At 41.8% G+C, this 20,232-nt stretch carries 20 protein-coding genes and 1 pseudogene; 5 read left to right on the top strand and 16 right to left on the bottom strand.

Annotated features, from left to right (window positions below; translation table 11 throughout):
* Positions 1-2: 2 nt before the first annotated feature.
* On the top strand, positions 3-662 hold the full coding sequence (locus ACQKKK_RS03160; protein WP_427613993.1) for a C40 family peptidase: 660 nt from the start codon (positions 3-5) through the stop codon (positions 660-662).
* Between the two features lie 92 nt (positions 663-754).
* Here the strand turns inward: ACQKKK_RS03160 and ACQKKK_RS03155 are convergent, their stop codons facing one another.
* The 3 genes from ACQKKK_RS03155 to ACQKKK_RS03145 all read right to left on the bottom strand — a co-directional run bounded on the left by ACQKKK_RS03155 (position 755) and on the right by ACQKKK_RS03145 (position 3,212).
* On the bottom strand, positions 755-1,282 hold the full coding sequence (locus tag ACQKKK_RS03155; RefSeq protein WP_427613991.1) for a hypothetical protein: 528 nt from the start codon (positions 1,280-1,282) through the stop codon (positions 755-757).
* Between the two features lie 146 nt (positions 1,283-1,428).
* The gene (locus ACQKKK_RS03150; RefSeq protein ID WP_427613989.1) at positions 1,429-2,244 is read right to left on the bottom strand and encodes an SDR family NAD(P)-dependent oxidoreductase; all 816 of its coding nucleotides are present in this window, start codon (positions 2,242-2,244) and stop codon (positions 1,429-1,431) included.
* The gene (locus tag ACQKKK_RS03145) at positions 2,244-3,212 is read right to left on the bottom strand and encodes an MBL fold metallo-hydrolase (protein WP_427613987.1); all 969 of its coding nucleotides are present in this window, start codon (positions 3,210-3,212) and stop codon (positions 2,244-2,246) included. The genes ACQKKK_RS03150 and ACQKKK_RS03145 overlap by 1 nt, the downstream gene beginning before the upstream one ends.
* A 519-nt stretch (positions 3,213-3,731) precedes the next feature.
* On the opposite strand from ACQKKK_RS03145, the gene proC reads away from it, so the two are divergent.
* On the top strand, positions 3,732-4,577 hold the full coding sequence (gene proC / locus ACQKKK_RS03140) for a pyrroline-5-carboxylate reductase (protein ID WP_427613985.1): 846 nt from the start codon (positions 3,732-3,734) through the stop codon (positions 4,575-4,577).
* A 140-nt stretch (positions 4,578-4,717) separates the two neighbouring features.
* Here the strand turns inward: proC and ACQKKK_RS03135 are convergent, their stop codons facing one another.
* Positions 4,718-5,149, bottom strand: coding sequence for a VOC family protein (locus tag ACQKKK_RS03135; RefSeq protein ID WP_427613983.1), 432 nt, complete (start codon positions 5,147-5,149; stop codon positions 4,718-4,720).
* Positions 5,150-5,431: 282 nt separating this feature from the next.
* On the opposite strand from ACQKKK_RS03135, the gene ACQKKK_RS03130 reads away from it, so the two are divergent.
* Positions 5,432-5,986, top strand: a complete 555-nt coding sequence (locus ACQKKK_RS03130; protein WP_427613981.1) for a MerR family transcriptional regulator — start codon at positions 5,432-5,434, stop codon at positions 5,984-5,986.
* Positions 5,987-6,159: 173 nt separating this feature from the next.
* Here the strand turns inward: ACQKKK_RS03130 and ACQKKK_RS03125 are convergent, their stop codons facing one another.
* From ACQKKK_RS03125 to rnz, 5 genes are all read right to left on the bottom strand, one after another.
* Positions 6,160-6,954, bottom strand: a complete 795-nt coding sequence (locus ACQKKK_RS03125; RefSeq protein ID WP_427613979.1) for an ABC transporter ATP-binding protein — start codon at positions 6,952-6,954, stop codon at positions 6,160-6,162.
* A complete protein-coding gene (locus ACQKKK_RS03120) occupies positions 6,929-7,960 on the bottom strand; it encodes an ABC transporter permease (protein ID WP_427613977.1) in 1,032 nt (343 codons plus the stop codon). Before ACQKKK_RS03120 ends, ACQKKK_RS03125 begins: the two co-directional genes overlap by 26 nt.
* 32 nt (positions 7,961-7,992) lie before the next feature.
* Positions 7,993-8,988: an ABC transporter substrate binding protein gene (locus ACQKKK_RS03115; protein WP_427613975.1), complete on the bottom strand. Its 996-nt coding sequence runs from the start codon at positions 8,986-8,988 to the stop codon at positions 7,993-7,995.
* Between the two features lie 208 nt (positions 8,989-9,196).
* A complete protein-coding gene (locus tag ACQKKK_RS03110; RefSeq protein ID WP_427613974.1) occupies positions 9,197-10,015 on the bottom strand; it encodes a squalene/phytoene synthase family protein in 819 nt (272 codons plus the stop codon).
* Positions 10,016-10,087: 72 nt separating this feature from the next.
* Complete coding sequence (gene rnz / locus ACQKKK_RS03105; RefSeq protein ID WP_427613972.1) at positions 10,088-11,020, bottom strand: ribonuclease Z; 933 nt, start codon at positions 11,018-11,020, stop codon at positions 10,088-10,090.
* Positions 11,021-11,249: 229 nt separating this feature from the next.
* On the opposite strand from rnz, the gene zwf reads away from it, so the two are divergent.
* Positions 11,250-12,749 (top strand): glucose-6-phosphate dehydrogenase, encoded by a 1,500-nt coding sequence (gene zwf / locus ACQKKK_RS03100; RefSeq protein WP_427613970.1) that lies wholly within the window; start codon positions 11,250-11,252, stop codon positions 12,747-12,749.
* A gap of 48 nt (positions 12,750-12,797) precedes the next feature.
* Here the strand turns inward: zwf and ACQKKK_RS03095 are convergent, their stop codons facing one another.
* On the bottom strand, positions 12,798-12,959 hold the full coding sequence (locus ACQKKK_RS03095; protein WP_427613968.1) for a hypothetical protein: 162 nt from the start codon (positions 12,957-12,959) through the stop codon (positions 12,798-12,800).
* Between the two features lie 288 nt (positions 12,960-13,247).
* On the opposite strand from ACQKKK_RS03095, the pseudogene ACQKKK_RS03090 reads away from it, so the two are divergent.
* Positions 13,248-13,418: pseudogene (locus tag ACQKKK_RS03090) on the top strand (asparagine synthase).
* A gap of 53 nt (positions 13,419-13,471) precedes the next feature.
* On the opposite strand, the gene gndA reads toward ACQKKK_RS03090, so the two are convergent.
* The 6 genes from gndA to mce all read right to left on the bottom strand — a co-directional run bounded on the left by gndA (position 13,472) and on the right by mce (position 20,096).
* Positions 13,472-14,884 carry an NADP-dependent phosphogluconate dehydrogenase gene (gene gndA, locus ACQKKK_RS03085; RefSeq protein WP_427613966.1) on the bottom strand — a complete coding sequence of 471 codons (1,413 nt, stop codon included), beginning with the start codon at positions 14,882-14,884 and terminating at the stop codon, positions 13,472-13,474.
* Positions 14,885-14,925: 41 nt separating this feature from the next.
* Positions 14,926-16,200, bottom strand: coding sequence for a DNA polymerase IV (locus ACQKKK_RS03080; RefSeq protein WP_427613964.1), 1,275 nt, complete (start codon positions 16,198-16,200; stop codon positions 14,926-14,928).
* A gap of 157 nt (positions 16,201-16,357) precedes the next feature.
* On the bottom strand, positions 16,358-16,576 hold the full coding sequence (locus ACQKKK_RS03075; RefSeq protein WP_427613962.1) for a hypothetical protein: 219 nt from the start codon (positions 16,574-16,576) through the stop codon (positions 16,358-16,360).
* Positions 16,577-16,786: 210 nt separating this feature from the next.
* Positions 16,787-17,908 carry a tripeptidase T gene (locus ACQKKK_RS03070; protein ID WP_427613960.1) on the bottom strand — a complete coding sequence of 374 codons (1,122 nt, stop codon included), beginning with the start codon at positions 17,906-17,908 and terminating at the stop codon, positions 16,787-16,789.
* A gap of 218 nt (positions 17,909-18,126) precedes the next feature.
* On the bottom strand, positions 18,127-19,677 hold the full coding sequence (locus tag ACQKKK_RS03065; protein ID WP_427613958.1) for an acyl-CoA carboxylase subunit beta: 1,551 nt from the start codon (positions 19,675-19,677) through the stop codon (positions 18,127-18,129).
* Positions 19,674-20,096, bottom strand: coding sequence for a methylmalonyl-CoA epimerase (gene mce, locus ACQKKK_RS03060; RefSeq protein WP_427614068.1), 423 nt, complete (start codon positions 20,094-20,096; stop codon positions 19,674-19,676). The genes ACQKKK_RS03065 and mce overlap by 4 nt, the downstream gene beginning before the upstream one ends.
* Positions 20,097-20,232 lie beyond the last annotated feature (136 nt).

Raw genomic sequence — 20,232 nt, 5'->3', positions numbered from 1 at the left:
TTATGAAGAAATGGATCGCTTCAGCTGCTGTTGCATCTGCCATGATGCTAACCCCACTGCAAGCCTTTGCAAATATCGGAGATCAAACCCTCAGACCCGGAATGACACACAACGATGTCAAACAACTACAACAACTTTTAAAAACCAAAGGTTATTTCACATATTCAGGTTCACTGACTACATATTACGGCACGTATTCTACATCTGCAGTAAAAAACTTCCAAAAAGCTAAAGGATTAACTGCCGACGGAATTGCCGGCCGAGGCACATTTAATGCGCTTGGTGTTTATAATGTCAATAATACAAGCCTAATCAGCTATGCAAAAACCTTAATCGGCAAACCCTACAAATGGGGCGGGACAACACCAACTGGATTCGACTGTTCAGGCTACATTTATTATGTATTCCAGAAATCACAAGGAATTACCTTACCGCGTACAACATCATTGCTCTATTCAAATACAGGGTTAAAAGTATCTTCACCATCTAAAGGTGATCTTGTATTCTTTGATACTTCTTCTGGAAGAACAGGAGTATCACATGTTGGGATCTATATCGGAAATGGTCAATTCATTAGTGCTACATCTTCAAAAGGAATAGCCATCGCGGATATGGATAATTCTTATTGGAAACCAAAATATTTAGGTGCGAAAACTTTATAAAATCCAGGACGTGAGCTCATTCGTGTGAGCGGATTCCCATAAAATAACCGGACAGAATTCCAAATGATTCAGTCCGGTTTTATTCATTTCTTTTATTTTATATATAGTATTTCATCCGTTAAATCCTCAACTGTCACCATGAATGAAGAATCTAAGTTGGAACGATTCATCATTTCGATATTATATACATGTTCTGAGGGCAAATGGCTGACCTGGAGAACCATGAATCGCTGACTTTCCGCTTTGCTGACATGATTGATGGCAGCAGTGACCGCCCTTTGTTCGGCTAAGCTTTCTGCATCCGTCAAAACAAGAATCAATTCCGCTTCCGCTTTCCCAGGAAATGTTTTCTTGACCCCGCCCAGGTGCCATGGTTTCACTTTCATCCCGATTTCCAGGTCAGCATAATCGAGGTCATTCCCATGTTGATCTTGAATATATGTATCATTGGTCACCTTGTAGTATGTCCCTTTAACCAAAATCCTTTTATCGTCAAGATCTGTAATGAAACCTTTTTCCCCCTTATCGATGGCCTCATGCATGTTCCTATCAGAAGATTGACAGCTAGCCAGAATAAAGGCAACAATTATATATATAAAAAGGTTTACGATCATCTTCATGAAAATCCCTCCTAAAAAATAGACGGTTTTCCCAATGAAATGGTTACCAATTTATTCAAATTTTTTTATAAAACAAAGGGGGAATGTCCAATGACATTCCCCCTTTGTTTTATCTATCGCTGACCTTATTCACCTTGTAAGTCCAGCTACTTTTTGAAGAATGCTTTTTTCCCTAAAGATTCGGTGATCTTTGGAAACATGTTATACCATTTCCCAGCTAAATTCATCCAGCCAGGGAGATTGATTTCCCTCTTATTGGTCAGCATCGCCGCTACGATTTTAGTCGCGACATCTTCAGGCTTAAGCATGAATTTTTCAACATTCTTTAAATATGTCCCTGATTCATCTGCAATGTTAAAGAAATTCGTTTCTATGGGCCCAGGATTGACGGTGGTCACGAAAACATGATCTTCCATCAGCTCGAGCCGAAGTGCGTTTGAATAGCCAAGAACTGCGAACTTGGTCGAAGAATACAATGTTGATTTAGGAGTGGCAATTTTACCGGCCTGTGAAGCGATATTGATGATATGCCCCGATTTTCTCCGCTTCATATAAGGAAGAACCAGCTTTGTACAGGCCATTAATCCAATGACGTTAACAGCAAACATTGCTTTCGTTTCATTTAATTCCGTATCCTGCGCTTCTTTAAACGTGCCGAAACCGGCATTATTGACCAACACATCCACTTCACCTATTTGCTCATGGATGTCATTAAATACCCTTGTCACCTGATCAGTATCTGCAACGTCGAGCTTATAGGCATATGCATCAATCCCATATTGGTTGATTAGTTCATTCTTTAGCTGTTGTAATTTTTCCAGACTTCTGGCCAAGAGGACGAGACGGCCTCCCTGCTTTGCACTTTGGATTGCAACTTCCTTGCCAATCCCTCCGGAAGCACCGGTAATAACAATAACTTTCCCTTGTAACTTATTCAAAAAAGTGAGCCTCCTTGCGAACATTAAGCGATTGAATACAGAATGACCCCTGATTGGATTTCTGTTTCGACTTCACCCAAATCTTCTAAATAGTCCAGCTGACCGACCGTTTCCGAAAGTGTCAGGCCCACTTCCTCAAGGTATACTTTCGGAAAAAGCTGCTGACACACTTCAAAAACCGATAAAGGCTTATCTTGAAGCATGCTTTTCACCTGCATGGCCCGGTTATGCTGCCGATCGAATCTGTATTGAATCAAGTCGGCAACCGCATCTCCTTCCACTTCAGTTCCATGTCCGGAGTATACAGTGGAAATGGAAAAATCCAATAATTTCTGAAGTGATGCATTGTATTGCAGTAACGGACGAGGCCTCTTACCGCCCGGAAGTAAAGGAGGTTCCATTAAAGGATTAGGTGAAATCTTAGCAAGCAAGTGATCACCCGCGATCATGATACCGTCACTTTCCCGGTAAAAGGATAAATGGCTTTGCGCATGCCCTGGAGTCTCTATCACTTTCCAGCCTGGAAGACCAGGAAGCTCATCCCCCTCAGCCAAATATCCACGCAGCTTCCGTTGACTAAGGAAACTGATTTCGCCGCGGTTATGGATCAGTTTATTTTTCAGCTCTTCTGCCACTCCAAACTTCGTGGCATAATCAAGGAAAAAACGATTATGGGTTTCAAGGAACTCATCACTGATAGTCAGCCAGCGCTGATTGTTTTTATGTCCATAAACAGGGATTTCCTTTTCAAAGAAATCGAGTGCACCAGCATGATCAGGATGATGATGGGTTAAAATGATTTGTTCGATATCAGTCAGTTCCAGACCCAAATCACCAAGTCCGTTAATCAAAGCTTCCTTTGATCGTTTTGTTTTAACTCCAGTATCAATTAGGGTTAAAGCATCCCCTTTAACAACATAAACATTCACATCGCCCACTGCAAATGGTGTGGGCAATGCAAGTTTTGCGATATCTCCATTCCAATTCGCCATAATCTTTTCCACCTTAGAAATTATATTTATATAAATCTTTTTATACGCTAGACGGGATTCTTAGTACACTTATCAAGAAAATGTAGGTATAATTACCATTTTACATGTATTTTTAATCACTGTCATTATTTTCACATAATTCATGTCTATTTTTTGTCGTCCATGCATATATTATCATTGACAGAGTACTGATCTATCCTTCATAATCACAAGTAATTAAAGACGGCATGGCTTTGATTAAGGCCAAGTAAATTTATTGATGGCGTAAAGAGAGTGAAGCTCGGAAGTGCTGAAAGGCTTCATCGCCCCCTCATTATTGAACCTACCTTATGAGCCTTCAGGAAAACCTGACGTAATTCCCGCGTTAGAGGATTCAAGTGCAGCTTTTCTGTTTTTTTGTTATGGAAAAGTTGAACAAAGGTGGTACCACGGAAGCTAGACCTTTCGTCCTTTATTGGATGAGGGGTCTTTTTGTTTTTAAAAAAGACCGAAAATTCAAAAGAAAAAGGAGCGAGAAATATGAAAAAAATCGCATTTATCGGGGCTGGATCGATGGCAGAAGCAATCATTTCGGGGCTGGTGACTCAACAAGTAATTGATCCAGCAAATATTTTTGTAACAAATAAATCCAATGATGACCGGTTCGATTACTTAAAAAAAGAATACGGTGTAACTGCCACAAGATCGCTGGAGCAATTAGTACAGAATGCAAATCTTGTCGTACTAGCGGTGAAGCCGAAAGATATTTTAAAAACGATGCAATCAATAAAAGAATACATTCGCAAAGAAATGCTGTTCATTTCTGTGGTGGCCGGGGTTCATACAACAAGCTTGGAAGGAATCGCCAACAAACAGTTCTCGATCGTCCGTGCCATGCCTAATACATCGGCAGCTGTAGGAAAATCAGCAACTGCCCTTGCGGCTAATGGTCACACGAAAGAATCACAATTACAAACGGCGATTACCCTTTTTGAAACGGTAGGAACCGTAGCAGTCGTTGACGAAGCCCAGCTAGACGCGGTAACAGGCTTATCAGGAAGCGGACCGGCTTATATATATTACTTGGTCGAAGCATTGGAAAAATCAGCAGAAAAAATAGGTCTCGATTCTGAAACCGCGAAACAATTGATTCTCCAGACACTGATGGGTGCGGCCGATATGTTACAGAAATCACCTAAAACGCCTGCTGAGCTAAGAAAGGAAGTAACTTCACCAGGCGGAACGACTGAAGCAGGTCTGAAAGCACTTCAAGCACATCAGGTGCAAGAAGCATTCATTGCCTGTGTACAAGAGGCGACTGAGCAATCGAAGCGAATGGGCAATCAAATAAGTAAAGAACTTGCCAAGCATGTAGTTTCACAGTAAAAAGGCACATGATTACTAGCTGTTGACTAGCACTCCGTATAGGCCGTGGCAAGGCAACAGCCCTTTTTTTATGATCCAACTCCTGAAGGCATAGGGAAAGGTCCAAGTCTTTTGATTTTCCAGTCCTTCCGCAATGCGCGTTACTTTATAATGAGCATATCCGTTTCATCAAAACTCCAATCCTTCGAATACGCAACCTCCCAATAGTAACCATCGGGGTCTGAAAAATATCCGCTGTATCCTCCCCAAATAACATCTTGAGGTGATTTCTCGATCGTTCCCCCAGCCTTTTCAGCCTTGTTGATCACGTCATCCACTTCTTCTTTTGATTTAGCATTATAAGCGAGTGTAAGACCCGGGAAACCATGTTTCTTAGGCGGTGCTTTCTCATTGATGTCTTTTGCTAACTCCTCTAAAGGATACAAAGCAAGTTTCGTTCCTGCATTATTAAAAAAAACGATTGCTGGTTCTTCCTCTTTAATCGATGTGCGGAATCCCAACCCATCCCGATAAAACCTCAAGGATTCATTGATATCCTTAACACCTAGAGTTACAAGGTTAATCCTGTTCATACTAGTCCTCCTTTTTTCATTGTCAAAGGGTAATTCGACATTTGAGTCATTTTTCCCTTTTTAACTTGATTGAATCAAGCACATTATCACAAATGCTTCTTAAATCTCCTAAAAAGACTCACCATTTGCCAAAATCGACTCCAAAAGGATTTCCTTCTCGGATCGATCCTCATGCAAATTACGTAGGAAATCCACTTTCTTTGCCGAATGAATACTTGTTTTGTCATCTGTAAAGGAAATGCCTCATACTTATCGAATTCAACAACAAAAGGGGGAATCTCGATGAATACAAGTGCAGTTGCCCGGTTACTGAATGTTTCCCATAGTACGATCCAACGCTGGGTCACCCAATTGAACATGGAAGTAGAACGGAATCAGCTTGGCCACTATCAGTTTTCAGAGGAAGACATTGCATTATTGAGAAAAATCCAAGATCAGCTGAACGAGGGCATCATTCTCCAAAAGGTCAGTATATCAGAGAAAAAGATTAGAAAAGCAACCGTCCAGAAACACTCCGAAACGAATAAAGAACATGATCAACTGATAGAACGGGTCGTCAGGCTTGAAAATGGACTGAAAACAAAAGCGGACGATGTTGTATCCTATCAACTTTTACAGCACAGAAGTGAAATGGAAGAAATGCACAAACTCGTTAAAAAGCTCGAAGCTCGTATCGAAGCGTTAGAAACACCAATTATTCAGCCATTTGATTATTTCCTCGCGGCTGAAGAAGCTGCTGCCACTAAAAAGACGAAGAAAAGGCCATTCATAAAAATGATTTTTGGAAATAACAGAAAGAATGATAGTTCAACATGGAGCACAGCCGACAGCGATTAACATCGATTATATTCAAGATCGTTAATGAGCACCCCACCATAACCATTTTTCCTAGGTTCAAGTCCTTCTTCGACATTCATTCAGTAATAGGGACCTGATTTGATTAATTACCCCAAAAATAAAAGGCCCTGACCCAAGGTTAATCTCACCTGGGTCGGGCCTTTTCATCATCCTTAAATCAACACTGCACGGTCATTGAGCATTTTTTCGCCTTTGATGCGCTGGAATTCGTTAAGCAGTTTTTCAACGGTTAGCTTCTGCTTTTCAGCGCCTCTGGCTTCAAAAATGATCTGTCCCTTATCCATCATGATCAAGGAATTTCCAAGATCGATGGCCTGCTGCATATTATGGGTCACCATCAACGTCGTTAACTGGTTCTTTTTAACGATTTCCTTCGTCAGATTTGTAACAAGCTCTGCCCTGGAAGGATCGAGTGCTGCTGTATGTTCATCAAGAAGCAGGATTTTAGGATCGGTGAAGGTCGCCATGAGCAATGATAGTGCCTGGCGCTCCCCTCCTGATAATAACCCCACTTTTGCAGTCATCCGATTTTCCAAGCCTAAGTGAAGGGTACCCAAACATTCTTTAAAAAGCTCTTTCCGTTTTTTTGTCACCCCGAAGCCCAAACCTCTTCTGTTGATTCTGCCATATGCAATCGCCATATTTTCTTCAATCGTCATATGTGGTGCCGTCCCCAGCATCGGATCCTGAAAAACGCGGCCAATCATTTTAGCACGGGCATGTTCCTCAATTGCCGATACGTTTTCCCCATCAATGATGACTTCACCGGCATCAGGGAGAATCTTACCGGAAATCATGTTCATCAACGTCGATTTACCTGCTCCATTACTTCCGATGACTGTTACAAATTCACCTTTAGTCATATGCAGTTCAAGATTTCCAAGGGCTAACTTTTCATCCGGTGTCCCCTCATTGAAGACCTTATAAATCTGATTTAACTGAAGCATATTCTCCCCCCCTTTTCGATAAAGTCCCACCATGACGCAATTGTATTTCTTTGAGCCGCCTTTTCTTCCGGTTTTTTTCCTTTTGTTTATCGGAAATTTTCGGAATGACAAGTGCACCGACCACAATAAGTGCCGTAATTAATTTAACATCACCTGTATCAAGGAAATCTACACGGAGTGCCAAAGTTACGACGATTCGATAAATGATCGCTCCCCCAATAACCGCAAGTGTCGCACGTGCAATCGTTTTTGCCCCAAATAAAGCCTCGCCGATTATGACGGATGCCAATCCGATGACGATGATTCCAATCCCCATTCCTATATCGCTAAAACCGTTATATTGGGCAACCAAGGACCCCGAGAAAGCCACAAATGCATTTCCGATTGCAAGTCCCAGGATCTTCATATTTCCGGTATGGGCAGAAAAACTCTTGACCATTGCTTCATTATCACCAGTCGCCCGTAAAGCGAGACCGATCTCCGTTTTTAAAAAAGCTGACATTCCAGCTTGAATGACTACAGCCACAATCAGCATAACGATTAATATGGCCCACGTTTTTGGCAGGCTATCACCGAGACCCACGATCGTTAAAAGACCATTCAACACATTGTCCACTCCTGTGCCAGCCCATGCATCCCGGATATTCGTGATGATGGTTGTTTGGGAAAGCAACGGAATGTTGGATGCGCCCATGATCCTTAAGTTGATGGAGTAGAGTGCGATCATCATTAAGATACCTGCCAGGAGTGGATTGATTTTCCCTTTCGTATGCAGGAACCCCGTTAATGTGCCAGCAATGAACCCGGCAACCATGGCACTCAACGTGGCTATGATCGGCGAAAAACCGTTAACGATCATAATGGCGGCAACGGAAGCCCCTGTCACAAAACTGCCTTCCACTGTCATATCCGGGAAGTCAAGAATCCTGAATGTTAAATAGACACCGAGTGCCATGATCGCATAAATCATTCCCGACTCAAAAGAGTTGAATAAGGCTGAGAACATTTTTTCCTTCCTTCCCCGAATAAAAGCAGAGTTTATTTTACAAACTCAGCATCTGCTTTCCATTCTTCTTTTATTTCAACACCCATATCTTTTGCTGCCTTTTCATTGATGACCAATTTCAGTTTTTGTGGATATTGAACCGGGATATCTCCAGGTTTTTTACCATCCTTCAGGATTTCAACCGCTTTTTGCCCCGCTTCATAACCTATATCATAGTAACTGAAGCCATAGGCTGCAAAACCACCCGCATTCACAGAATCCAGCTCGCCGACAAACAAAGGGATATCTTTATCATTTGCCACAGAAATGACCGATTCCAGTGCCGAAACAACTGTATTATCAGTAAAGATATAGAAAGCATCCGCTTTTCCGATTAATGATTCCGCTGCCTGTTTAACCTCGGCAGAAGTTGAGACAGATGCCTCCACAACTTTCAATCCAGCTTTTTTCGCTTCCGCTTTTACATTTTTTATTTGGACGACAGAATTTTGCTCCCCTGTATTATAAACAGTTCCAATTGTCTTGGCACCAAGTTCATCCGCTAGGAATTTCATTGACTTTGCAATGGCTTCAGGATGGGAATCTGTCGTACCCGTCACATTTCCGCCTGGCTTTTCCAAAGATTTAACAAGCTCCGCCGCAACAGGATCGGTAACCGATGTAAAAACGATTGGAATATCCTTGGTCGCATTTAAAGAGCTTAGAGCACTAGGAGTGGAATTCGCAAAAATCAGATCCACTTTATCCCCAACAAAGTTATTGGCTATCGTCTGGCTGTTGTTTTGATCTCCCTGTGCAACTTGGAGATCATATTTGGCATTGATGTCGCTATCCTTCAATGCCGCCTGGAATCCTTCATATGCCTGATCCAAAGAATCATGCTGAACGAATTGTGATACCCCAATGTTGAAGGTATCCTTTCCGCCTTCATCCTTCGCCGTATCTTTTTCCTTGTCATTTCCACACCCAGCCAGTAATAAGCCTGCGACCAATGTCATAGCTGCAGTTGAATATAATTTCTTTTTCATATTTTCCCCCCGCCTTTTTTCTTATTTAAGACTATGTCTTTCTAACGAAGCCAGCATTTTCGCTTTTATGTCCTAAATTATAATCGTTTAGTCCCAATTATTCCAATATATTTTTTAAATTTTTAGAATTTTTTGATCTTTGGATGTAAAACATCAAAAAAAGCTGCTGTGAAAGGTATGATACCTTTCACAGCAGCTTAATGGAATATCAGTGTTCGACTACTTGGTTAACAATTTCGGTAACTGTAGCACGATCAATTTTTTCTTTGCCTTCTTTTAAGGCCTTCAATGTGGCTTTTGCCAATTCCAAAGGTATTTTACAGAATTGGATGATCTCTTTCGTTTCAATTTCCCCAATGTACGCATCAGCTAATGCAAGATTATATTCCGTATGGGCAAGCATCTCATCGAAACCCCAGCCATCCGGATAAAAGTTCACACCACGTTCTGCATCCTCTTCACGGTTACGCAGGATATTGACCGTTTGGAGTCCACGGCCAAATGCGATGGCAAGTTCACGGTCCGTTTCCGTTCCATCGTACCAGTTCCACATATCAGACAGCATGACGCCAACTAAACCCGCAACATAATATGTGTAATCATCGAGCTCTTCTTCATTATGAATTTGCCAGTCCTTAGTAACCCATTTTGCCATGCCTCCGGCCATTTCCTTTGTCGATTCCAAGACTTTGGCTTTAGCACCGGGAGGACAAAATTGAATCCAGTCCGAAAGAAGCAGGGTCACTTCGGGCAGATCATCCTTATATGGTTCAAATAACGATTGAAGTTCTTCTTCCCTATGATCCGCCCCAAGCAGCTCGTTTAGAGCATGTAACAGGCTAACCTTAGTATCTGCAGGCAGATCGGGGTGGTCCTCAATCTCATCGATGGCACGCATGCAAAGGTATGCAGCTCCAATTGCCTCCTGTAATCCCTTTGGAAGATAGCTGATTGGAATGAAAAAAGTCCGGCTTGTTTTTAAGAGAAAATCCATTGCTTTAGTATGTAGGTTATTTTGGTCAGTCATATTTACACTCCTTTAAATATCCAATGAACAATTGATTAATTATATCAAACATTCGCTTTGATTTCAGCTACCCTATTCCTCTGAATATAAAGGAACTTTAATGGCCATTAGATCTTCAGCCATGATCGTGTTTGCGAAGATAGCTTCGCTTTCCTTTCTTAACCTCTCCGAATCCTCTGGAGTATACCGTGAGCTGATATGGGTAAGGATTAGATGCTTAGCTCCCGCTTTCAAAGCCGTTTCTGCAGCCTGGACGGTGGTCGAATGATAATAGGCGGATGCCATTTCAGATTCTTCTGCTGAAAATGTAGCTTCATGAACAAGGTAATCCGCCGAATCAGCAAGAATGAGAGCATTGTTGCACACTCGTGTATCACCCAGAATCGTGATGATACGGCCTTTTTGCGGGGCACTGATATAATCCTTCCCATTTAAGATACGGCCGTCATCGAGACTGACTGTTTGTCCATTTTTCAATGCTTTAAAAAGCGGACCCGGCTTCACACCTTCTTGCAGCAGCCGGTCGACCAGCAAACTTCCCGGACGATCCTTTTCCACAATCCGGTAACCGATACTGTAAATGCCATGATCAAGCGACATGGCCGTCACTGTGAATTGTTCGTCCTCAAATGCTACGCCTTCCTCTATTTCAATGATTTCCAATGGATATTTTAAATGAGTGCCACTCACCTGTAAGCTCGTCTTAATAAATGCATCAATGCCATGGGGACCATATACGGTCAATTTGTCCACTCCGCCCTGAAAAGATCTGCTGCTTAAAAACCCAGGGAGTCCGAAGATGTGATCACCATGCAAATGGGTGATGAAAATTTTTTCAATTTTTCGCGGTTTGACTGCCGTTTTTAAAATTTGATGCTGTGTTGCTTCACCACAATCGAATAACCAAACCGTCCCTCGCTCTTCCAATAATTGAAGGGCGATTGATGTCACATTGCGCGCTTTAGCCGGAACGCCAGCGCCTGTACCTAAAAAAACAAAATCCACGATACTACCTCCGTTGCAAATACTTTATAACTTAACTATAGCATAACCAAAGGTGCTCTTTCATTTATGACCCATTAAAACCGAAACGACATTAAACTTTTAATGAAATATGAGAAAAAATGCGCAAATTGATTGCTTTGAGGGAAAGCTAAACGTAAAATTAGAAATTGGTACACATTCGGGAATTCCAACTTTATAGACAGATTTAACGGAAAGTTGAGGTTTTAACATGACAGAAAACAATAAACCCACAGCATTGATCATGATTTTTGGTGCTACCGGAGATTTAGCGAAAAGGAAATTGTTTCCTTCCATATATCGACTATTTCAAAAAGAGAAAATCAATAAATTCGCCGTCGTTGGAGTAGCAAGGAGATCATTGACGAACGAAGAGTTTCAAACTAGTGTCAAGGACTCCATACTTAAGTTCGGACATGCGGAAGAAAAGGTAGACGAATTCATTTCTCATTTCCATTATCACTCCCATGACGTAACTAGCTCGGAATCATACCTGCAGTTAAAAGACATTGCTGAAAAATTAGACGGACAGTATCAATTAGAAGGAAACCGGATCTTCTATTTAGCGATGGCACCTGAGTTTTTCGGAACGATTGCCGAACAGATTAAAGCTCAAGGCCTGACTGATTCGACTGGATATAAGCGGCTGGTCATAGAAAAGCCATTTGGGCACAGTTTCGAAACTGCTCAAAAATTGAATGAGCAGATTCGAACTGCATTCGCTGAAGATGAAATCTACCGTATCGATCATTATTTAGGAAAAGAAATGGTTCAAAATATTGAGGTCATACGTTTTTCAAATGCCCTATTCGAGCCGCTTTGGAATAACAGATATATATCTAACATCCAGGTTACTTCAAGTGAAACACTTGGCGTTGAAGAACGTGGGCGTTATTATGAAACTAGCGGTGCCCTAAGGGATATGGTCCAAAACCATCTGCTGCAAATGGTTGCTTTGCTTGCCATGGAACCTCCGATCGCTTTGACAACCGAAGAGATCCGAAGCGAAAAAGTGCGGGCATTGCGTTCACTTCGACCTATGAAAGTGGACGAAGTCAATCAATACTTCGTACGAGGCCAATATGGGGAAGGAACGATAGGCGGTCAAACACTTCCGGCATATCGCAATGAACATAATGTAAATCCCGAATCCAACACAGAGACCTATGTTGCTGGTAAATTGATGATAGATAACTTCCGTTGGGCCGGTGTACCTTTTTATATCCGTACCGGTAAGAGAATGGATGTCAAATCAACGAATATCGTTGTTCAATTCAAAGATATCCCAATGAATCTATATTATAAAACAGAAGAAACGTTGAACCCGAACTTGCTCGTTATCCATATCCAGCCTGATGAGGGCATCACACTATACTTAAATGTCAAGAAATCCGGGACGACATCGAATACGAAGCCAATGAAGCTGACAGTCTCCAACAAGGGGATCGAGCATATCAATTCTCCTGAGGCATATGAAAAGCTATTGTTTGACAGTATGCGCGGAGATGCTACAAACTTCACACACTGGGACGAGGTTGCCCTCTCATGGAAGTTCGTCGATACCATTTCCGATGCATGGGAAAATACTAAAGAAGAATCTTTCCCTAATTATGAAGCAGGATCCACAGGTCCACTTGCATCCGATGAACTCCTTGCAGAAGATGGACATATTTGGTGGCAAATCAAGAATAACGAAAATAATGATGATTGATAGGATATCAAGAAGGGATGCAGATTTGAATCTGCATCCCTTCTTCATTCATGAAACATTCTTCCTGACCAATTTCTCCCGGATAATATGAAACATTTCCTTGGGCTTAGACATTTCTTCATCTTTTTCTGAATTAAGCCAAAATGAAACACCAAATTCTAAGACAATGAATAATAAAAAAATGGCTACAGCCAACCAGATGATGAACATTAGTCATCCGCTCCTTCTCTCTCATATCTACCTACTGTATCCTATGGTCCTTCAATGTTTTATTCCTTTTTCCGCAGGTGGTTAAACCTAAAAAGATGGATGAATGACATACATCATACTACACTTTCCATAAAAAGGGAAATGAATCGACACTATTTACACCTAGTTCATTTTTACCATTTCCAACCTTTTGGACTCTTTGAAAAAGAATGGTAAGGTCTTGCTGAGGTTACACTAGAAAAGGTGCCAGTGATAGCACCACTAACTTCAATGTGGGGGATTAAACGAATGGACATTCGTGAAGGATTAATTCCAACAGCTTTGAGAACAGCCGTGACAGCTGCTGGTTATGCAATGAAGCAGAACCGGCGCTCAAACAAAATGGTGGCTAATACGGTATTTGGTTTCGGTGGCACATATTGTATTAGGGGTCATAACCTTGTGGAGCATCGGAGATAGTTTTAAAAAAAGCCGGCTTAAAAGGGAATTCCCTTTTAGCCGGCTTGAACTTATTATTTTTCCATCCATTCGGTATGGAACGTTCCTTCTTTATCAATGCGTTGATAAGTATGAGCTCCAAAATAGTCACGTTGGGCTTGAATTAGGTTAGCTGGCAGCGTTTCTGTACGATAGCTGTCGAAATAAGCAAGTGCCGATGACAAGCAAGGAACCGGAATTCCGTTCATCACTGCCGTTGACACTACCTCACGTAGAGCTCCTTGATAGCTTTCGACGATCCCTTGGAAATAAGGATCAAGAAGCAGGTTGTTCAAGTTCGCTTCACGATCGTACGCTTCCTTGATTTTTTGAAGGAATTGTGCACGAATGATACAGCCGCCACGGAAAATCATCGCAATTTCTCCATATTGCAAGTTCCAGTCATTTTCTTCTGATGCTGCTTTCATTTGTGCAAATCCTTGTGCATATGAACAGATCTTGCTCATATAAAGTGCCTTTCGGATACTTTCAATCAAAGCCTTTTTGTCGCCTGTAAATGATTCGGCTTTTGGACCACGAAGGATTTTACTCGCTTCAATGCGCTCGTCTTTGATTGCTGAAATAAACCGGGCGAATACGGATTCCGTAATGATTGGAAGCGGAACACCAAGATCAAGCGCACTTTGACTCGTCCATTTCCCTGTTCCTTTTTGGCCCGCTTTATCTAAAATGATATCGACCATCGGCTTGCCAGTTTCTTCATCATATTTTTTGAAAATATCAGCAGTAATTTCAATTAGATAACTATCAAGTTCCCCTTCATTCCATTCACTAAAGACTTCATGGAATTCTTCAGCGGACAGTCCAAGAAGATTTTTCAAAAGGAAATAAGATTCGGAAATCAACTGCATGTCGCCGTATTCAATACCGTTATGTACCATTTTCACATAATGACCTGCTCCATCCGGTCCGATATACGTACAGCAAGCATCACCATCGACCTTAGCTGAAATATCCTTCAAGATCGGTGCAACCAGTTCATATGCTTCTTTTTGACCACCAGGCATGATGGACGGACCTGTTAAAGCCCCTTCTTCCCCTCCTGAGACGCCTGTACCGATGAAATGGATGCCAAGCTTGCTTAATTCCTCATTACGGCGCTGAGTGTCCTTGAAGAAGGTATTCCCTCCATCAATAACGATATCCCCTTTTTCAAGTAACGGTTTTAATTGCTCGATTGTCGCATCTGTCGCATCACCAGCTTTAACCATCAATAAAATTTTGCGTGGTGTTTCCAAAGAATGGACGAATTCCTCAAGCGTGTAAGCGGCCGTTACGTTTTTGCCTTCCGCTTCCTTCATCATTTCGTCCGTTTTTGATCCTGAGCGATTATAAACGGAAATTGAATATCCTCTGCTTTCAATATTAAATGCAAGGTTCTTGCCCATTACCGCTAATCCGATAACGCCAATCTGTTGTTTTGTCATGATCATCTTTCCCTTCTCTATATCTTTACACAGCCTATACGCTATTCTTTGTCAAAAGAAGGCTCATTTCTCCTGGATTGCTCAAAGAAATCTTTGCTGAAGCTAGTGTCTGTTCCAATCGAACGGTTTTTCAAGGGTAATCCCTTTTTAATAATATTTTCTCCGTACTTATTTTGCAAGTGTTCCATCGCTTCATACAGAGGTTCTTTTGCTGCATCCTCTTGAAAGGAGAAAATATCCAGCTGTTTGAAGGCTGACTCTTTCTCTATGACATCATAGGCAGTGACACCAAGGAGTCTGATCCCTTCCCCATTCCAATTTTTCATAAAGAGATCTGCAGCGCCATCCAGGATATCCTTTTTTTCAAAAACAGGATTAGAAACCGTCCTGCTTCTCGTTATAGTGCGGCGATCTTTGTAACGGATCGTCACACCTATTTTTTGACCAAGCAGGCGTTTATTTTTCAAACGGATGGCTACCCTCTCAGAAAGCTTTTCCAATACACCGATCAATTCTTTTTGATTTGTGGAGTCATGTGGCAGAGTTGTTGAGTTCCCAATACTTTTATGATCAAAAATCGCTTCGGGATCCACAACCCTGGGGTCGATTCCATTAGCCCTATCTTTCAAACGGATGCCATTTATCCCAAGAAGCTGTTTCAATTGACTATCATTGGCAAATGCAAGGTCCCTGATTGTCATTATGCCGATGGTTTTAAGCTTTTCCGAGGTCTTATCCCCGATGCCATGCATTTCACCCACTTGTAAAGGCCAGAGCTTTTCCGAAATATCCCTTTTCCTTAATACAGTGATTCCCATTGGCTTCTTCATATCAGAGGCAGTTTTGGCCAAAAATTTATTAGGGGCAACCCCGATGCTGCAAGGGAGATCCATCGTATTCAAAATTCTTTCCTGAATGCTATTGGCTATATCTAAAGGTGAACCCAATTCGGCGCATTCACTAATATCCAGATACCCCTCATCTATCGAAACCGGTTCAACCATCTCTGTATATTGCCTCAATACATCGAAAATAGCCAGTGATGCCTTTCGATAACGCTCGAAATTCGGTTTCTGAATGACTAATTGAGGACATAGTTTTTTCGCCTGCCAAATCGGCATGGTCGTTTTAACCCCGAACTTCCTCGCCTCATAGCTGCAGGTGACGATTATACCTCTTCTCTCTTCAACATTGCCTGCAATCGCAAGCGGTTTGCCTTTCAATGAAACATCATATGACATTTCAACTGATGCATAGAAACTATTCATGTCTACATGGAGAATGACCCTGCCATTTTTGGGATACATGTCCTTCATGATTGACCGTCACATCCTTGTAAAAATAAAAAACACCGGATAATAGGGCCAATAAAAAACCATTTCTTTTAAGGTACCCTTATTTATCTTTGGTAACCACTGTGAAAGATGATACAAATCCAAGAAAAACAGCCATCATGTCATTGATGACTGTACATTAAATTCCAGCAATACTTGAACAAAGATGATACGAATTTTTGAGGATCAATGATCGTAACCAAACGGCTACCCACATTGGCAACACCCTGCATATATTCAGTTTATGATTGCCTTGCTGAACAATGAGTCCGATGGGGAGGACATCCGTCCATTTTGCAATCCACCTCTGTTCATCATTGCCGGGAGCTGATTTACCTGGATATAATACCTCAATCATAAATCAGTGGTAACAATCCATTCCTGACCTTAGGCATTCCAGCAACAAATCCTTGACAGGGAGGAGGGAATCAAGGATATGGCATCAGATTTCTCGATGGAAATCACGGATTAAAATCAGTAAAGCACATTCCTCATTCCCAACAAGAATACGACTACCTTCTTTGATTTACTCAGGAAACTCTCTCTTCCCATCTATTTTTCGATTTAATTATTCCCCGGATACTTCTTTGATGATACTGACAACCATTTCAGCAAGCTTCGTTAATTCCTCAACGGGTATTCTTTCATTCGTAGTATGGATATCTTCATAGCCCACTGCGAGATTGACAGTAGGAATCCCAAACCCTGCAATAACATTGGCATCGCTCCCGCCGCCGCTTTTAACCAACTCGCACGGACGACCGATTTTCTCTGCTGCCTTTCTTGCGACTTCGACTACATGATCGCCAGCCCCATATTTAAAACCAGGATACATGACGTTAACTTCAACTTCAGCACGTCCGCCCATTTCAATGGCGGCAGTCTCGAATGCTTCTTTCATTCGCGCCACCTGTTTTTCCATTTTTTCAGGAATCAAGGATCTTGCTTCTGCAAGGATTTCAACATGGTCACAAACAATATTGGTTTGCTGTCCACCTTGGAAACGTCCGATGTTGGCTGTCGTTTCCTCGTCGATACGGCCTAACGGCATTCTTGAGATTGCTTTGGAAGCGATCGTAATAGCCGAAACTCCTTTTTCAGGGGCGACACCAGCGTGAGCAGTCTTGCCTAAAATTATCGCAGACACTTTCGCCTGAGTAGGTGCAGCAACGACGATATTGCCCACTTTTCCATCACTATCAAGAGCAAACCCGAATTTTGCCGTTATAAGTGAGCGATCCAATGCCTTTGCCCCAACCAAGCCAGATTCTTCACCGACTGTTATGATGAATTCGATTGTCCCGTGCTCGATATTCTGTTCTTTCAGCACTTTAAGCGTTTCTAACATGACCGCTAATCCAGCTTTGTCATCCGCTCCTAAAATGGTCGTTCCGTCTGACACTATGTATCCATCTTTGATGGAAGGCTTGATTCCATTACCTGGTACAACCGTATCCATATGGGAGGTGAAATAAATGGTATCCACGCCTTCTTTCATTCCTTTTAAGGTACATACTAAATTGCCTGCACCATGACCCGTAACTGCTGTTGTATCATCTTCAAAAACCTCTACACCCAGTGCCTCGAATTTTTCTTTCAGCACTTTGGCGATGGCTGCTTCATTTTTCGTTTCGGAATCAATCTGGACCAATTCCATAAATTCACTAACTAAACGTTCTTCATTAATCATAAAATAAAACCTCCAAAAAAGTTTTCCTCTTTAATTATACTTCTAAAAGCGGTGCCCCGGCAAATAATGTGAAATTGAAACCCTGCTTAAATGGAATGCTGGTCATTCTCCTTCAAAATGGTGAATGATAACATATAAATGGTTTACGTTAATAATGAATTCTTCCCAGTAAGGAAAAGAGCCCAAAATAAATATATTTCGGGCTCCTTGCAGTTGGATCATAACGGGATATTGCCGTGTTTTTTCCATGGGCGTTTTTCTTTTTTGTTGCGAAGCATTTCAAGTGATTGAATGATCTTAATCCTTGTTTCCCGGGGATCAATTACATCATCTACCATTCCAAGACTTGCAGCAACATATGGATTAGCGAATTTATCACGGTATTCTTCTATTTTAGCTGCACGAGTCGCATCAGGGTCTTCACTATTTTGAATTTCTCGGGCAAAAATGATGTTTGCCGCTCCAGCAGAACCCATTACCGCGATTTCGGCATTTGGCCATGCAAACGTTAGATCAGCACCGATGGATTTACTATTAAGGGCCACATAAGCTCCTCCATATGCTTTACGCAGGATGATTGTCAATTTTGGCACTGTTGCTTCTGAATAAGCATATAGCAGCTTTGCACCGTGACGGATTATCCCGCCATGTTCTTGTTTAACGCCCGGGAAGAAGCCTGAAACATCTTCAAATGTAATTAACGGGATGTTAAACGAGTCACAAAAACGAATAAAACGGGCAGCCTTATCAGATGAATCAATATCCAGTCCCCCTGCCAATACTTTTGGCTGGTTACAGACAAGTCCCACTGATTTCCCTTTGATTCGCGCTAAGCCGACCACTATGTTTTTCGCAAAGCCCTCTTGCACTTCCATGAAGGAATCCTCATCGACAATTTGCTCCAATACTTTCCGAACATCATATGGACGTATCCCTTCATAAGGGACTACATCCGTTAAGTCCGGACGGTAGTCATCTCCATCGTCCGTTTCCAAAACCGGCGGCTTCTCTTCATTGTTTTGTGGAAGATAGCTCAGGAGACGTCTAACGTCGGCCAATACTTGTTCTTCTGTCGCTCCCTTGAAATGCGCATTACCGCTTATGGTATTATGTACAGCCGCTCCACCCAATCCTTCAGATGAAATCTTTTCGCCCGTAACCGTTTCAATGACTTTAGGTCCTGTTATAAACATTTGACTCGTTTTTTCAACCATGAAGACAAAGTCAGTTATGGCTGGAGAATATACGGCTCCGCCTGCACAAGGACCCATAATAACAGAAATTTGTGGAATGACGCCTGAATAAATGGAGTTCCGATAAAATATTTGTCCATATCCGTCAAGGGAAACAACACCTTCTTGAATACGGGCTCCACCAGAATCGTTCAAACCTATGAAGGGGGCTCCATTTTCCGCTGCCAAATCCATAACATTGGCAATTTTCAGAGCATGCATTTCCCCTAGTGCACCGCCAAATACAGTAAAGTCCTGCGAAAACAGATAAATGTCGCGGCCGTTTACCTTTCCGTAACCGGTAACAACCCCTTCTCCAGGTCCTTCTTCCTTATCCATGCCAAAATTGGTATTACGGTGTTTGATAAAAGGATTAAGTTCAATGAAAGTTCCCGGATCAACTAAAAGTTCGATTCTTTCCCTTGCAGTAAGTTTGCCCTTTTCATGCTGCTTATCGATTCTATCTTCACCGCCGCCCATTTCCACTTTGCGACGTCTGTCATATAAGTCATTGATCGTTTCATATATGTCTGTCATTCCTGCTCCTCCTTTGATCCGGCTCGTTCACAAAGCTCAAACAATACACCTGCAGTAGACTTGGGATGAACGAAAGCAACATCTGCTTTGTGAGCTCCCTTTCTTGATGAATCATCAATCATGCGCAATCCTGATTCTTTAATTTCTTTAATTCGATCTTCGATACCATCGACGCCAAGGGCCACATGATGAATCCCTTCACCGCGCTTTTCAATGAATTTGGCGATTGGACTTGACGGTGACAACGCTTCCAATAACTCCAAACGGGTATTGCCTGCCAAGATAAAGGCCACTTTTACGCCTTGGCTCTCCACTGTCTCAATTCCTTCAAGTTCCAAGTTCAGTGTTTCCGTGTAAAGTGGTAAGGTTTCATCAAGTGACTTGACGGCAATACCGATATGATCGATATTTTTAATCATCATTCATTCCCCCATGTTATGTATTATTTAAAATCTACTAATCTTCCATTCAAGCCTTTCAAGATTCGGAATAATATGAACATTATACTTTTACTTGTTTCTACTAAATGTTCACGTTAAAATAAAACCAATTAAA

This window comes from Peribacillus sp. NPDC006672 (assembly GCF_050274955.1).
Taxonomy (GTDB): domain Bacteria; phylum Bacillota; class Bacilli; order Bacillales; family DSM-1321; genus Peribacillus.
This window is presented reverse-complemented; position numbering and strand designations above follow the sequence as displayed.